Origin of the sequence: Mesorhizobium sp. SARCC-RB16n (assembly GCF_008520305.1) — a bacterium.
In the GTDB taxonomy this organism is placed as follows: Bacteria; Pseudomonadota; Alphaproteobacteria; order Rhizobiales; family Rhizobiaceae; genus Mesorhizobium.
This window is the reverse complement of the sequence record NZ_ML703278.1, coordinates 1-14,658: the sequence shown is the minus strand read 5'-3', so window position 1 is coordinate 14,658 and position 14,658 is coordinate 1. Positions and strand designations below refer to the sequence as shown.

Sequence of the window (14,658 nt, the reverse complement as noted above, 5' to 3'; positions counted from 1 at the left end):
TGCTAGCATGTGTTACTGGCTCGACTGCTCACTTCGCAACGCAACATCTGTTGCACAAATCACGACGTTGCGCTACGAACTTCTATGGCTAATGGACCTTTCTCTGACCGACTAATCGGGAGCTTCGAATCGCTGTCGGAGCAATTTCAGCTTGCCGCACGGTACATTATTGACCATCCCCATGATGTGGCCTTGCTTTCTATGCGGGATCAAGCCCGATTAGCTGGCGTTCAGCCCTCAACAATGACTCGGCTGGCAAAATTTTTCGGCCTTTCAGGTTATGATGAGATCAGGGGAATGTATGCCGAAGCCGTTCGCAGCGGCGATGTTGGTTTCGCTGGGAAGGCCGGAGCCCAGGCACTTGACCAAAAGCGCAAAGGAGATCATGGGCTAGCTCGCGAAATACTTCGCGCAGAAGCCGCCGAGATCGGACGACTAGCGGAATCCGCGCAGCTCGATGCGATTGTTTCAACGGCTAGGCGTCTCGCCATTGCGCAGCAGGTATTTTGTGTAGGCTTGCGATCAAGTCACTCAATCGCGTGGCACCTGCATTATATACTGTCGATGATAGGCGAGAAATCGATTCTACTGGATGCTATGGGGGGTATTGGCTCCGACATGATGACTCGCGCTACTAGGGATGACGTGCTTTTTGCCGCAAGTGTTTCCCCCTACACGCGGGCGACTGTTGAGATAGCTGAATATGCGCAGCGCAAGAAGATTCCGATTGTTGCCATCACGGACAGTGAGGTCGCGCCCCTAGCCCGCATTGCTGATGATGTCGTCCTCGTCCAGACAAAGAGTCCGTCTTTTTTTCACACAATGACGCCGGCTTTTGCGGTAGCTGAAGTGCTTGGCGCGTTAGTGGCTGGCAGAAACGCAGATGCTACCCGCGAGTCACTTCTCAAATTTGATGCCCATCTCTCCAACCTCAATACGCATCTGAAATCGAAGACCGCACCCCGAAAAGCCAGCGTTTCTGCACGGGGTCACAACGGTAGCGCCCTGGAAGATTGAGGGCGATATCGGCACTTCGGCCACGTTACGCATAGTCTCCCGGCTTCCCTCTGCTGAATTAGTAACCTATAGCTTTCACGATAGCATCTCTATCTCCGCGTTTCCGATTCCGCCGCTTATACGTGTCAGGCTGGGTGGCAGACTACGGAATGTCCCGAGACCTCTCTCAACAATGGCTCATCGACACGGCATCGACCCGTTGCTATTGGGCAGCGTATGTGAAAGCGGCAGCCGGAGGGTGGATTGATCGGGCTTGGAACGTCTCCCTTTAGTGCAACTGCAGTTTTCGTTCGATAAGGGCGAGCGGATGGAACCGAAGAATAAGAGCCCGGGTGTAGGGGTGCCGCGGGTTGCGAAATATCGTTGACCTCGAAGCAAGCTCTACCATTTGTCCAAGGTACATCACTGCCGCACGATCTGAGATATGTCGCACAACGCTGAGGTCCATGAGCCACAAAAAGGTATGTGAGGCCCAACTCGGCTGGAAGATCCTTAAGCAAGTAGACGAGTTGTGCCTCAATCGAGGCGTCCAACGCAGGAACGCGTTCGTCGCACACGACAAATTTCGGCCGGAGCGCTAGACTAGTGCGCGTCCATAAACGGCAAGCTGCTGATATTATTGAATGAATCCTGCTTTTGGGTAGGCAAGGCCCGGCGGGTTCAGATACACTTTGAGATCAAGCCACTGATTCCAAAGCGTTTCTGCCACCGCCGGAGCCGACAATGCGCCAAGAACGCACCGTCCAATCCAGTGTATTTGATCTTTTCGCCGGACACGAGATCGGCTGTGAATTGAAGGCCATGTCGCAATGGCTGGACGAGCATCGCGAGCTTTTGAGCCTGGTGACGCGGGACCTGCGCCGGCACGATCTCAAGGAGACCGGCCGCGAGGGCCTGCCGGCGGAGGCTGTGCTGCGCTGCGCGCTGCTCAAGCAGCACCGCCAACCAAGCTATCAGGAACTGGCCTTTCACTTGGAGGATTCCGCCTCGTTCCGGGCTTTTGCCCGGCTGCCATGGGGGTGGAGCCCAAAGAAATCAGTCCTGCACAAGACGATCAGCGCGATCCAGGCGCCGACCTGGGAAGAAATCAACAAAGTACTGCTGGCAAGCGCCAGGCGAGAGAGGCTGGAAGGCGGCAAGGTCGTGCGCGTGGACAGCACCGTCACCGCCGCACTCGTCCACGAGCCGAGCGACAGCAGCCTGTTATGGGACGCTGTGCGGGTGATGGTGCGGCTGTTGCAGCACGCGGATGCACTGGGCAGCGCCATCCCATGGCACGATCACTGCCGCGCGGCGAAGAAGCGGTCCCGGTCGATCGAATATACCCGCGGCCGCCCGAAACGGGTGAAGCACTACCGCGAGCTGCTCAGGATCACACGCACCACCTTGGGCTATCTCCAGCAGGCGGCTGAGCAGCTGACCCTGGCGGCGAGCCCGGCCGTTGAACTGTGGCAGGCCCAAGTCCGCCATTACCGGCCGCTGATCGAGCGGATCATCGCCCAGACCGAACGGCGGGTCCTGGCAGGCGAGCCGGTCCCGGCCGGCGAGAAGCTGGTGAGCCTGTTCGAACCGCACGCCGATATCATCGTCAAGGGCAGCCGCGACGTCGAATATGGTCACAAGATCAATCTGACCACCGGTCGCAGCGGACTGATCCTCGATCTCGTCATCGAAGCGGGCAACCCAGCCGACAGCGAGCGTCTGCTGCTAATGCTGGAGCGCCACATCGCGTTTTACGGCGAGCCGCCGCGTCAGGCGGCGGCCGACGGCGGCTATGCCAGCCGCGCCAATCTGCGCCAGGCCAAGGCTTGGGGCGTGCGCGATATGGCGTTCCACAAGAAGAGCGCCCTCAGGATCGAAGACATGGTCAGCAGCCGCTGGGTCTATCGCAAGCTGCGCAACTTCCGCGCTGGTATCGAGGCCAGCATCTCCTGCCTGAAGCGCGCCTATGGCTTGGCCCGCTGCACCTGGCGCGGGCTCAACCACTTCAAGGCTTACGTCTGGTCCTCGGTGGTCGCTTACAATCTCGCCCTCTTCACCCGCCTCAGATCGACCTGACCCCCAGTCATCGGGCCGCGTTCACAAGCACGCCGGCGAGCGCCGGCCGATACTCCTATGACCCCATTGCCGCCAGATCGACCCCCGGCCGCAACCTCCATGCCCTTGTACCATCACGCGTCCCCAAAACATCGCTTCACCAGGCCAAAGACCACTGAAAACTCCAGGAAAACAGCCGTTTATGGACGCGCACTAGACTAGAGCACGGGCGATGCCAATGCGCTGGCGTTGCCCCCCGGAAAACTCGTGTGGAAACGATGCGCGTGCTGTGTAGCGAGTCCGACCATGTCGAGGAGTTGGTGGACCCGAGCGTCGCGGTCGGGGCCTTCTAGTTAGCGATAGCGAGCGGCTCGCCAAGAAGCCCTTTTACCCGCATGCGCGGATTAAGCGAGCTAAAAGGGTCTTGGAAAATTATTGGAAATCCTTCCGCCTCGTCTTGAGGGCGTTCTTGGAGAGGCTGACAATCTCCTGCCCCTCAAAGTGATAGTTCCGGCCGTCGGGTCGAGCAAACGCGCCACGAGTCGAGCGGTCGTTGACTTCCGCAGCCTGATTCCCCGACAAGGCCGAGCGTTTCACCGCCGGCGGATGTCGAAGGATATCTTGGCTACGGCATACACAGTTGCCGAATCGCGGAAGAGAAGGCTGCTTTTGGCACTCCTGCGATGGACAAGCTGCTCATCACGATGATTGGACCCATCACATTCGGGAGGATGTGCTGACGCATCACACGGATGTCGCCCGCACCAAATGACGTGCTTCCTCAGCACACCTGCTACGCGGTTCTCAGTTTCAGGCTCATTTCGGGGCCGGCTGGCCCATCGCTCAATCGAGTATTGTCACCATGATCATAAGCCAATCGGGACTGCAACAGTTATTTCTTGTTTGCACAATATGATCCTTCTGGGTCATCTGCGATGCGAGAAGGCTCCATCCTTCAGAGGTCTCAAAAAGATGGGACGGTGGCTCGTCATCCATGTCAATGTGACCCGTCCGGGCGATCGATAAGTATCTGATTCCTAGGATCGATTTTATGAGGTTAGTAAAAGGGAATCCCAGGCCCTGCGCTCCGCCGTCATGAGAAAGCAACAAGAGGCTGGCACGATGACAACGTATGCATCATCCCACGAATAAATAAAACACATGTTGCATTGACCAGAAAATTCTGCAAACTGATAAAAAAGGCTCGAAAACCAACCGGACGGCGAGATTGAAATGAGCAAGATTCTTCACCGAACAATCGGTGCGAACCTACCAATGGCCGTAGCAGGAGGGGGGATCTACATCACGGACGGTGGAGGGCGCAGCTACATAGACGGCTCCGGCGGGGCCGCAGTTAGTTGCTTGGGCCACAATCATCCCGAAGTTCTTGAGGCGATGAAAGTGCAGATGGGGCGCATCAGTTACGCTCATACATCTTTCTTTACGACCGACGTTGCTGAACAGCTTGCTGAGCAGCTCGTTGATCTGGCGCCAAGCGGTCTCGACTATGTGTACCTAGTCTCTGGGGGATCCGAAGCTGTCGAAGCTGCTCTCAAGATGGCACGTCAGTATTTCGTGGAGATTGGCCAGGCTGAGCGACGCCATATCATTGCGCGTCGGCAGAGCTATCATGGCAATACGATCGGGGCTCTGGCAACCGGTGGAAACGCGTGGCGCCGTGCGCAATTCAAACCGATCTTACCAGAAACACATCATGTGTCGCCCTGCTATGCCTACCGCGATTTGCAGCCGGGCGAGACGGCTGAGGCCTACGCCGAGCGCCTCGCCACCGAACTCGAGGCCAAGATTGTCGAGCTGGGAGCCGAAAAGGTCATGGCGTTCGTGGCTGAACCGGTGGTCGGCGCGACGCTTGGAGCCGTAGGGCCCGTGGCGGATTACTTCAAGCGCATCCGCCAGATCTGCGACAAGTACGGCATCTTGCTTATCCTCGATGAAGTTATGTGCGGAATGGGCCGCACCGGAACGATATTCGCGTTGGAGCAGGAAGGAATCGTTCCTGATCTCGTCACTATCGCGAAGGGATTGGGTGGTGGCTTCCAGCCGATTGGAGCGGTACTGCTGTCAGAAGAGATTTATCGTGCATTCGCGGAAGGTTCGGGACTGTTCCAGCACGGACATACGTATATTGGTCACCCCATAGCTGCGGCCGCCGCCAACAAGGTTGTCGAAATCCTCAAGCGTCCAGAGACGATATCCAACATCAGAAGAATGGGAGATCGACTCGAGGCCAGCCTCAACGCGGCTCTCGGTCAATCTCCCTACGTGGGCGATATCCGCGGCCGCGGCCTATTCCGTGGCGTGGAAATCGTGGCGGACAAGGAAAGCAAGCAGCCGTTCGATCCAGCTTACAAGGTTCACGCCAAGATCAAGAAGGAGGCAATGCAGCGGGGCCTGATGTGCTATCCGATGGGGGGAACCATTGACGGCATGAATGGCGATCACGTCCTGCTGGCCCCTCCCTACATAATTCAACCCGAGCAGATCGATATGATCGTGGAGCGGCTCGCCGCAGCGATAGATAGTGCCGTTGCAGGCTCAGGCTGTTTGTCATGAATTTCTCCCCTCAATCGCCATCTCCCTGTCCGCCCCTGGCCGACGAAGACTGGCCCGCGGAAATCGCTGATATGAAGGCCGGCTTCGCCGGAGCGCTTAACGTCTACAGAACGATGGCGCGCCACCCGGCACTGCTGAAAGCATGGGCTCCGCTACGCCAACATATCGTCAAGGACAGTGCTCTGGGGGACGTCCGATCAGAACTTGTTATTCTGAGATCTGCCCATCGCATACGTTCGGATTATGAATGGGCCCATCATGTGAGCCGCGCCCGTGCGCTCGGCATTGCAGACGCGCGAATTCAAGCGATGCGAAATTCGCCAGACGGAGAAGACGGCCTTATTGCATCTGCGGTCGACGCGCTGTTTGACAAGGGATATCTGGCTCCGGAGATAGAAGGTGCCGTTGCCGAAGCGGTGGGTCAACAGGCTGTATTCGACTTAATAGCGACAGTCGGATTCTACTCAATATTAGGCTTTATCTTGAGGACTTACGAAACACCTATAGACCCCGCTGTCGCAGGCGAATTCCAAAAGCGCCCCCTCTGAACCCAGTCAGCGGCATGCATCGGCCATCGCCAAATGCAAAATGCAAAATGCAAAATGCAAAATGCAAAATGCAAAATGATCAAATTCATGAAATAGCTATTGCTGGGAAGTAGAATTGGTCAGTTTCCTAACTAGTTTTGACTGTAGAGGATCTCACACACGACGCAGAGCGAGACCAAGATATTACGAGGTCACCGTGGAATGAATACAGTCCCGAGCGGCTTCGGCCATGAACGTTTGTCCGAAGCCAATCGGGGCGCGGGCACGGTTCGTGCGGTCGTCACGGCAGCGTCCTGAAGCTGCTTGACCGCCTCATTAGCGCAGAGGTCTCCGCGAAGCCGGTGCACCTGCGCTACTCCCCCCAATGCAATCGCGGCGTGTAGTGTCGGATATTCAGTCTACCATTCTCTGCAATTCAAAGGTCATCGAACGCGGCGAGACCGACGACGCCGCTAACGGCGAATTCCACATCTTACTATTTCAATGCGGGGGCGAGGTCCCCGGCCTCTGCTGGTTGGAGAGACCAGGGGGTCTACGTGATCTCGAACGGCAAACTCGCCGACGGCGACCGTCCGATCGTTATCTATTCGGACGAGTGCCATCTGGTCAGCAATCCGTGAAGCGCGCACAATGTCTACGGCAGAACAGTTTCCGCTCTAGGCGCCGATACTAAAAAACTATCGTTTTTTCTGCCCAACCCAATAGACCTGATTTTCACGGCGAAGGTCTTCGTAAGCCCTGATCCGCGCTTTGGCCGCGTCACCTCCGCGCGCAACAAGCAAAGAAATGAGGACGTCGAGCACAGCCGTTGCGCCAGCATAACATCCGAAATGGTGGGTCGACAAAACGGAAACTATAATGGTTTCGTCGGCTTCGAAATCTGGAGCCACGAGTTCGCTGTCCGAGAGCAGAACCAATTTCATGCCCTTGCGTCTCGCAAATTTGCAAGCATCGATCGTTTCTCGAGAGTAAGGATTAAAGGTGATCGCAATCATAACATCAGCTGCGCTGGCTGAATGCAATTCGTCGATTGCGCTGTTCGTATGACGCGGCACCAGTTCCAAAGTCGGCAGCGCCATACGGCCGACGTAATGGAAGTAGTAGGCCATGGCGAAACTAGCTCGGACGGCAGTCAAATAGACCACCCGCGCCTCCAGAAGCATCGTGATCACTCGTTGCAATTGGTCAGGCGCCTGAAGTTCGAGGGACCGCTGAACAATTGCCAGGACATTTGTCGACGCGTCGGCTTGAACCTGTCCGAACTCATCGCCGTCTCTCAATCGTTCAACCCACGCAGGATGATCGAGGACGGCGGAAGCTGAAACAAGCGCATGCCTAAACGGCTCGCGCAAGTCGTCATAGCCCTCGAACCCGAGGCGTTGAGCCAATCGTACGAGCGTATAGGTGCTCACCCCTGCTTTTCGCGCCGTTATACGAATGGGATCCAGACCAAAATCCGATGGATGATCCACGATGTACTTTGCAACCGTTCGCAACCTGCCGGGAAAGCTCCCCAGCCTATCCTTGAGATCGGCTATGATACGGTTCTTTTGAGTCGGATCCAAATCCGCCGTCCGTTGCAAAACATTTGTTATTTTTTGTGCATGTTTACTTGATCCGTTTTTTTATGCAAGGTCATGTCACCGAAAAATGCGCGCTCGTGCGCCCTCGACTGCATTAAGCGTCAGGATAAAAACATGCCTCATCCGCTGCCCTCTCATGCTTCTGTCATCGTTGTTGGTGGTGGAATTATGGGCTGCTCAACCCTCTATCACCTCGCAAAGATGGGTGTTTCGGACGCAATCCTGCTCGAGCGCAACGCATTGACCTCTGGTACGACGTGGCACTCTGCAGCACAGGTCAGAGCTTTGCGGCACTCTCGGAATTTGACGCGAATGATTCAATATTCGGTTGAACTCTATTCGCAGCTCGAGCAAGAGACGGGCCAGTCCGTAGGTTGGATACAGAAAGGATCCTTGTCCATCGCTACGAGCCCCGGCCGGCTAACCCATATTCATCGGCAAGAAGCATTGGCACATGCCTACGGAATCAACGCGCGGTCAATTTCTGCTGAAGAGGCGAAGGACCGGTGGCCGCTGATGAACGCTGACGACGTTCTTGGGGCGGTTTGGTCGCCTGAAGATGGGCGTGTGTCTCCGTCAGATGTATGTGCTGCTCTGATGAAGTCCGCCAAGAGGCTGGGCGCGAAGCTTTTTGAACGAACTGGCGTCACTGGCGTCCTAACAGAGAACGGGCGCGTGCGTGGCGTCGAAACCACGCAGGGTACAATCACCTGTGACGCAATCGCGCTTTGCGCCGGGCTTTGGTCAAGAGAGGTCGGCGCGATGGGGGGAGCAGAGGTGCCCGCACTCGCTTGCGAACATTTTTACCTGCTGACTAAGCCGATCGAAGGAATTGTGGGCAATTCTCCGACGCTCTCCGACCATGATAGCCATCTGTATATCCGGGACGATTCGGGTGGATTGTTGGTCGGATGCTTCGAGCCCATGGGCAAGCCAATTGCGCCAGGCGTACTGAATGACAGCTTCGAATTCGGGCTACTCCCTGAAGATTGGGACCATTTCGAGCCTATGATGGTGAACGCCCTGCACCGCTTGCCCGCACTTGAGAAGGCCGAGGTCAAGATGCTTTTGAATGGGCCAGAAAGCTTTACGCCGGACGGCACGTTCATGTTGGGCGAGACTGCTGAAACCCGAGGGCTATTCCTCGGATGCGGCATGAACTCCGTGGGGATTGCTTCCGGCGGCGGCGCAGGGATGAACCTTGCCCACTGTATTGTCCACGGCCATACAGCATATGACCTAACCGAAGCAGACGCTAAGCGCTTCGCGCCGGTTTTCAACAACATCGAACACTTAATGGCGCGGGCGCCAGAAATCCTTGGAACGCATTATGACATTGCTTACCCCGGAAAGCAGTTGAAGACCGCTCGGGATCTGCGCACGCTTCCGCTGGACAGGGAGTACCGTGAGTCGAAGGCGCATATGGGCCAGTTCTTTGGCTGGGAACGGCCACTTTATTTTGGCAAGTCCCAAGAACCCGTTCTGCGTTTCGATCGACCAGACTGGTTTGAAAACGTGCGTGCCGAAGTGATGGCTGCACATGATCGAGCTGCGGTTTTTGATGCTTCGCCATTTGGCAAAATTGACGTCCAAGGCCCAGATGCGGAAAGGTTCCTTTTGCACGTCTGCGCGGGTCACATGGCGCGTGCGCCGGGGTTTGTGATCTATACCGCCATGCTTAACGAGCGCGGCACCTTTGAGTCAGACCTTACCGCTCAGCGCCTCGCTGAGGATCACTATCGATTGTTCGTCGGCACAACTGCAATAAAGCGTGATCTTGCATGGCTTCGCCGTCGCTCTGATGGCTACGATGTCACATTGACAGATGTCACCGAGGTTTACGCGGTGCTTGGACTGATGGGGCCGGACTCGGCCAGGATTGTCAGCGAATGCGGCGCCCCCGCCTTCAACAACGTCGGCTATTTCAAGCATGATACCGGGGAACTAATCGGAAAGCCCGTGCGAGCCGCCCGCATCTCCTATGTGGGAGAAGCGGGTTGGGAGATGACCTGCCGAAGGGAAGATGCGCCTGAAATCTATGCGGCGGTTGTCAGGGCTGGTGCTCAACCAGCCGGAATGTTTGCTCAAACGTCGATGCGGATTGAGAAAGGCTTCTGTGCGATGGGTCACGAATTGGATGGCGACATCAGTCCGATCGCTGCTGGACTCGATTTCGCTGTCAGAAAAAGTGGCGGGTTTATCGGAGCAGACGCATTGGAAGCCGCGCGCGCACTTGGAGGCGTTTCGCACATCATCTCAATTTCGCTTGATGACGAGACAGCTGTTCCTCTGGGGCATGAGCCGATCTACCACAATGGTCGTATTGTAGGACAAACCTCCTCTTGCGCCTTCGGTTACCGCGTCGGCAAACCCGTAGGTCTTGGACGCACTCGTGAGCCGCTGGCGGGTGGCGAACGGGTCCAAATTGATATAGCGCGGCAAATGCACGACGCCACAGTTAGAATCGGTCCGCTATACGATCCTCAGAGCTTGCGGATGAAACATTGACGGCTGCAAAGCCCCATGCGCCCATCCACCATCGCACCCTTCTCAATCGCAAGGACACCATTGTCGTCCTTGAGGCGCTGATCTTCAGTCGGAAAAGGTTGGATTAGATGGACATTGTAGAATGTAGATCGCGGTGCCGTCATTACTGCCGTGAAAAGCCAGCCTGCGCATTGTATTGGACCGGCTTTAGAGCAGACCGTCGAGGATCCGATGAATAAGATTTGCGAAAACCCGTATGCAGCACTTGAGGGCCTGTTGTTCGACGGGATGTTCATCGCGGGTGGCGGGTTCGGCCTCTGCGGCATCCCCGAGCTTCTGATCGATGCGATCCGCGGGGTCGGTACGAGGGACCTCACCATCGCCTCGAACAATTGCGGGGTCGACGACTTCGGCCTTGGCGTCCTGCTCAAGACGAAGCAGATCAAAAAGATGCTCTCCTCTTATGTCGGCGAGAACGCCGAGTTCATGCGCCAATATCTGAGCGGCGAACTGGAGCTGGAGTTCAACCCGCAAGGCACGCTCGCCGAGCGCATGCGGGCCGGCGGGGCGGGCATTGCCGGCTTTTACACCAGGACCGGGGTTGGCACTGTGGTGGCCGAAGGCAAGGAGGTGAAGTCCTTCAACGGCGAGGCTCATGTGCTCGAGACCGGCATCGTGGCCGACCTGTCGATCGTCAAGGCCTGGCAGGCCGACACGTCAGGCAATCTCGTCTTCCGCAAGACGGCCCGCAACTTCAATCCGCCAGCGGCGACGTGCGGCAAGATCTGCGTGGCGGAAGTCGAGGAGATCGTGCCCGCCGGCAGCCTCGATCCCGATCACATCAACTGCCGGGGATCTATGTGCATCGCCTCATCCAGGGCGAGCATGAGAAGCGTATCGAACAGCGCACGACGCGCGCGGCGGCTTGAGGGGGGAAGCAATGGCCTGGGACAGGAACCAGATGGCAGCACGGGCTGTCCGCGAGCTTGAAGACGGCACCAATGTCAATCTCAGGATCGGCATCCCGACCTTGGTGGCCAATTACATCCCCGACGGAATTCATGTGACGCTGCAGTCGGAGAACGGTCTGCTCGGAATCGGTCCGTTCCCAACTGAGGACGCGATCGATGCGGATCTGATCAACGCCGGCAAGCAGACGGTGACGGCCTTGCCACACTCAGCCTTCTTCGATTCGGCGCAAAGCTTCGCGATGATTCGCGGCGGCAAGATCGCCATGGCGATACTCGGCGCCATGGAAGTCGCCGAGAATGGCGATCTCGCCAACTGGATGATACCCGGCAAGCTGGTCAAAGGCATGGGCGGAGCCATGGATTTGGTCGCGGGTGTCAAGCGGGTCGTCGCGGTCATGGACCACACCAACAAAGCCGGCGACTCCAAGGTGCTTAAAGCCTGCACCCTACCTGACCGCCCAGGGCGTCGTCGACCGGATCATCACGAATCTTGGTGTCTTGGACGTGGTTGAGGGCGGCCTGAGATTGATTGAGGTAGCCGATGGCGTGACGGAAAGCGACCTGCGACGGGCAACCGACGCAACGATCATCAACTGATCCGGTTTTGCCGACAGAGCGGAGGCAGTTTCAGCAGAGGAACTGCTATGCGAGGAAGCGGGCCTTGTGCAACACTTGCCTCAAGAAGGGCTGGCATAAATTCAGCGAACCATCTCTCCGCACATTGACGATATAGAGTCTTTATTAGGCGATGCGGATGGGTCCATGCCGGTCGGGTCGCCATGGAACGAATGGGTAATCGCTGTCTGTAAAACGGCTTTACAACTCGCCCCGAGGCAGCGGGAGACGCATCACGGAGAGCGAGGTCGAAGCTAGATTGACGGGCCGGTCAGCGTGCCGTCGTTTTGCCTTGGCCATAGTCGGAAGAGAGCATGAACTTTATAGAGAGCTAGGGATGTAGGGTACCTGTCAAGACTTGATCTCGGCGCCTTTCGTGAGGACTACCTCTGTCACAAGGGCTCGACTTGCCGCGAACGCCGACTGTTCTTGAGGCATTTGCAATCAGGTATTTGTGTGGATGACCAACGGTTCAATGACGGCAGATCGGGCGTCAGGGAAATACGAACGACTGCGTACGTCAAAATGAGGAGAAGAATAACCATGAGTGTCTCACGGGAGAATGACGATTCGAAGGCGACCGACACATCGCCGCAGCTAGGGGTCACTGGAGCGCAGCAGATGCATGCCTCGATATTCCGGTTCGATCTCCACGGCAAAGCGCTGCGAGGCTCGATGTCCGTCGGCCCAATCGAATCTACTTACCTGACAATGCGCGATGGTGTCAGAATCGCCCTGGATATCGTGCGGCCGATGGACGAGGCAGGCAGTACCAAACGCGACACCATCCTGGTGATGACGCGCTACTGGCGAGGTGTCAGGGGCACCCTGTCGAATGAATATGCCGATCTTTTCGTGCCCCACGGATATGCGGTGGTCGTGGGAGATGTTCGAGGCACTGGCGCATCATTTGGCGTGTGGCCCCATCCGCGCGCGCGCGCCGAGACCGCAGATTTCAGCGAAGTGCTGGATTGGATCGCTACGCAGCCTTGGTCCAGTGGACGCGTGGTCGGCTATGGGCTGTCCTATACGGCTAACACTTCCGATTGGATGGCAGAGCGGAACCATCCGGCCTTGAAAGGCATCATCCCGCGATTTGCCGATTACGATCCTTATGAGGACGAATTTTTCCCAGGGGGCATCCCAAACGCTTCCTTTGGGCGAGACTGGAGCAACGGCAATAAAAATCTCGACTGCAACGTCCGTATCTCGCCCGATGGCGACCGGTCGCCGGGCGTTCGACCCGTCGGCGAGCGCGGTGAGGAGGACCTCGTCAGCGCCCTGCGAGAACACGATGCGGTGCCCTCCCTATGGGAGGGATTTCAGCAGGTGACTTTCAAGGATGATCGTCCCGCAAGTTGGGAGGGCGACTCAATGCTCGATTGGAGCATAGAGCAGGTAGCCAATCGAGTGTCCCGCGCTGGAACCCCAACGCAGAACTGGGCGGGCTGGTTCGACGGTGGGACGGCTCAGGGGGCCATACGTCGTTTCCTGCGCCAAACAAATCCAATGAACATAATTATCGGCCCTTGGGGCCACGGCGCGTTCGAGGCCCGAGATCCACTTCGGTCGGATGGGGAGTTGATCCTGCCAACAACGCCGATCCAAGAAGCAAATGACATCCGCTTCGCGGATATGTGCTTCAGCGATCAAGCCGGTCACCACGGAGGCAAGGCACTCCATTACTATACCCTTGGCGAAGGAACCTGGAAAACTACTCCTACCTGGCCACCAACCTCCACCCGCTGGCGGCTTTACACCGGAAGCGGGTTCTCGTTGCGGGAATCACCTGACGAAACGGGTTTCGACGAGCTTCAGGTGATCCCAGCATTGGGTGACCCCTCACCCACTCGGTGGGATTTCGCACGCACTGTAAATTTCCCGGGAGACCATCGGCGACTTGAGGCTGCTGGTCTCGCCTACATCGGCGAGCCGTTGCGCCGCGATCTCGAAATAACCGGTCATCCCATTGTCAAATTGACTATTTCCTCGACCCGGGAAGACGGCAATTTTTTTGTCTACCTTCAGGCGGTTGCGCCCGATGGCACGTCCTGTTATCTTACCGAAGGTCAATTGCGGGCCCTGCACCGGAAAGTCTTGTTAGATTCTCAATGCCACGTCTTGGGACCTCAGCACAGTTACCTAAAGCGAGACGCCAAGCCCCTCATTCCCGGCAAGCCCGCGATTCTTACTTTCTCATTACTTCCCATTTCTGCCCGCATCCCGGCCGGGTATCGCCTGAGGGTGGTATTTACCGGCAGTGACGCGCCCACCTTCATCAATGTGCCCACACACGGCCCTGCCCCCAATGTGCAATTTCATAAGGGCGCGGAAGGTTGCTATGTCGATCTGCCAATTGTCCATAGCTGAGGGGGCGCGGCAGGCCGAGCTACTGGCCCATCGCCGGCAAGGAGGTCATCTTGAAACACAGGTGTCCGACGGATACCGGAGGTTTTGTACCCGGGATCACGTTATGGCTCGATAACCATCCGTCGGCCATGCGTTCGAAGGGCACGCGGTCTCTGCTTGATCTAGCCGCAGGCACCAAGCCGAGCGGCCCTTCTACTTCTGACCTCATTGAGCTCCGGTTCAGATTTGCTCTGATCCCTGAAAACTGGATCGTTCGAAAGTGGAGTTTTCCGCGGTAACATCCCTTGGCTGGGAGGAGCGGAAGACGATGAAGACATCGAAGTTCTCGGACGCGCAGAAGGCGTTCATTCTGAAGCAGGGATCGGACGGAATCCCTGTCGCGGAGATCTGTCGTCGGGCGGGGATCAGCCAGGCGACCTATTCTAGAGCACAATCTGACCTGATGGAATCGTGAGG

Annotated in this window: 9 protein-coding genes and 3 pseudogenes; 10 read left to right on the top strand and 2 right to left on the bottom strand. The window is 57.0% G+C overall.

The window, feature by feature from the left end:
* The first annotated feature begins 84 nt into the window (after nt 1–84).
* Nucleotides 85–1,017 (top strand): MurR/RpiR family transcriptional regulator, encoded by a 933-nt coding sequence (locus C7I87_RS22755; protein WP_149906315.1) that lies wholly within the window; start codon nt 85–87, stop codon nt 1,015–1,017.
* Between the two features lie 125 nt (nt 1,018–1,142).
* On the opposite strand, the gene C7I87_RS22750 is transcribed toward C7I87_RS22755, so the two are convergent.
* Nucleotides 1,143–1,472, bottom strand: coding sequence for an oligopeptide/dipeptide ABC transporter ATP-binding protein (locus C7I87_RS22750; RefSeq protein ID WP_246696368.1), 330 nt, complete (start codon nt 1,470–1,472; stop codon nt 1,143–1,145).
* Nucleotides 1,473–1,740: 268 nt separating this feature from the next.
* Between C7I87_RS22750 and C7I87_RS22745 the strand changes: the two genes are divergently transcribed.
* The 4 genes from C7I87_RS22745 to C7I87_RS36050 all read left to right on the top strand — a co-directional run bounded on the left by C7I87_RS22745 (nt 1,741) and on the right by C7I87_RS36050 (nt 6,796).
* Nucleotides 1,741–3,075, top strand: coding sequence for an ISNCY-like element ISMlo5 family transposase (locus C7I87_RS22745; protein WP_149906314.1), 1,335 nt, complete (start codon nt 1,741–1,743; stop codon nt 3,073–3,075).
* Between the two features lie 1,212 nt (nt 3,076–4,287).
* Nucleotides 4,288–5,628: an aspartate aminotransferase family protein gene (locus C7I87_RS22740; RefSeq protein WP_149906313.1), complete on the top strand. Its 1,341-nt coding sequence runs from the start codon at nt 4,288–4,290 to the stop codon at nt 5,626–5,628.
* Nucleotides 5,625–6,176, top strand: a complete 552-nt coding sequence (locus tag C7I87_RS22735) for a carboxymuconolactone decarboxylase family protein (protein ID WP_149906312.1) — start codon at nt 5,625–5,627, stop codon at nt 6,174–6,176. The genes C7I87_RS22740 and C7I87_RS22735 overlap by 4 nt, the downstream gene beginning before the upstream one ends.
* 536 nt (nt 6,177–6,712) lie before the next feature.
* Complete coding sequence (locus C7I87_RS36050) at nt 6,713–6,796, top strand: DUF3085 domain-containing protein (protein WP_246696367.1); 84 nt, start codon at nt 6,713–6,715, stop codon at nt 6,794–6,796.
* A gap of 57 nt (nt 6,797–6,853) precedes the next feature.
* On the opposite strand, the gene C7I87_RS22725 is transcribed toward C7I87_RS36050, so the two are convergent.
* A complete protein-coding gene (locus C7I87_RS22725; protein WP_149906311.1) occupies nt 6,854–7,741 on the bottom strand; it encodes a MurR/RpiR family transcriptional regulator in 888 nt (295 codons plus the stop codon).
* 132 nt (nt 7,742–7,873) lie between these two features.
* On the opposite strand from C7I87_RS22725, the gene C7I87_RS22720 reads away from it, so the two are divergent.
* The 5 genes and pseudogenes from C7I87_RS22720 to C7I87_RS22700 all read left to right on the top strand — a co-directional run.
* The gene (locus C7I87_RS22720; RefSeq protein ID WP_149906310.1) at nt 7,874–10,267 is read left to right on the top strand and encodes a GcvT family protein; all 2,394 of its coding nucleotides are present in this window, start codon (nt 7,874–7,876) and stop codon (nt 10,265–10,267) included.
* Between the two features lie 210 nt (nt 10,268–10,477).
* Nucleotides 10,478–11,175 (top strand): annotated as a pseudogene (locus C7I87_RS22715) (CoA transferase subunit A).
* Between the two features lie 11 nt (nt 11,176–11,186).
* A pseudogene (locus C7I87_RS22710) lies at nt 11,187–11,814 on the top strand (3-oxoacid CoA-transferase subunit B).
* A gap of 561 nt (nt 11,815–12,375) precedes the next feature.
* Nucleotides 12,376–14,202: a CocE/NonD family hydrolase gene (locus tag C7I87_RS22705; RefSeq protein WP_246696355.1), complete on the top strand. Its 1,827-nt coding sequence runs from the start codon at nt 12,376–12,378 to the stop codon at nt 14,200–14,202.
* Nucleotides 14,203–14,509: 307 nt separating this feature from the next.
* A pseudogene (locus C7I87_RS22700) lies at nt 14,510–14,623 on the top strand (transposase); the annotation flags it as partial.
* Nucleotides 14,624–14,658 lie beyond the last annotated feature (35 nt).

What these genes read in the sequence shown, in the direction of transcription:
- C7I87_RS22755 (WP_149906315.1), top strand. Translation starts at nt 85, where the DNA reads ATGGCTAATGGACCTTTCTCTGACCGACTAATCGGGAGCTTCGAATCG.
- C7I87_RS22745 (WP_149906314.1), top strand. Translation starts at nt 1,741, where the DNA reads ATGCGCCAAGAACGCACCGTCCAATCCAGTGTATTTGATCTTTTCGCC.
- C7I87_RS22740 (WP_149906313.1), top strand. Translation starts at nt 4,288, where the DNA reads ATGAGCAAGATTCTTCACCGAACAATCGGTGCGAACCTACCAATGGCC.
- C7I87_RS22735 (WP_149906312.1), top strand. Translation starts at nt 5,625, where the DNA reads ATGAATTTCTCCCCTCAATCGCCATCTCCCTGTCCGCCCCTGGCCGAC.
- C7I87_RS22720 (WP_149906310.1), top strand. Translation starts at nt 7,874, where the DNA reads ATGCCTCATCCGCTGCCCTCTCATGCTTCTGTCATCGTTGTTGGTGGT.
- C7I87_RS22705 (WP_246696355.1), top strand. Translation starts at nt 12,376, where the DNA reads ATGAGTGTCTCACGGGAGAATGACGATTCGAAGGCGACCGACACATCG.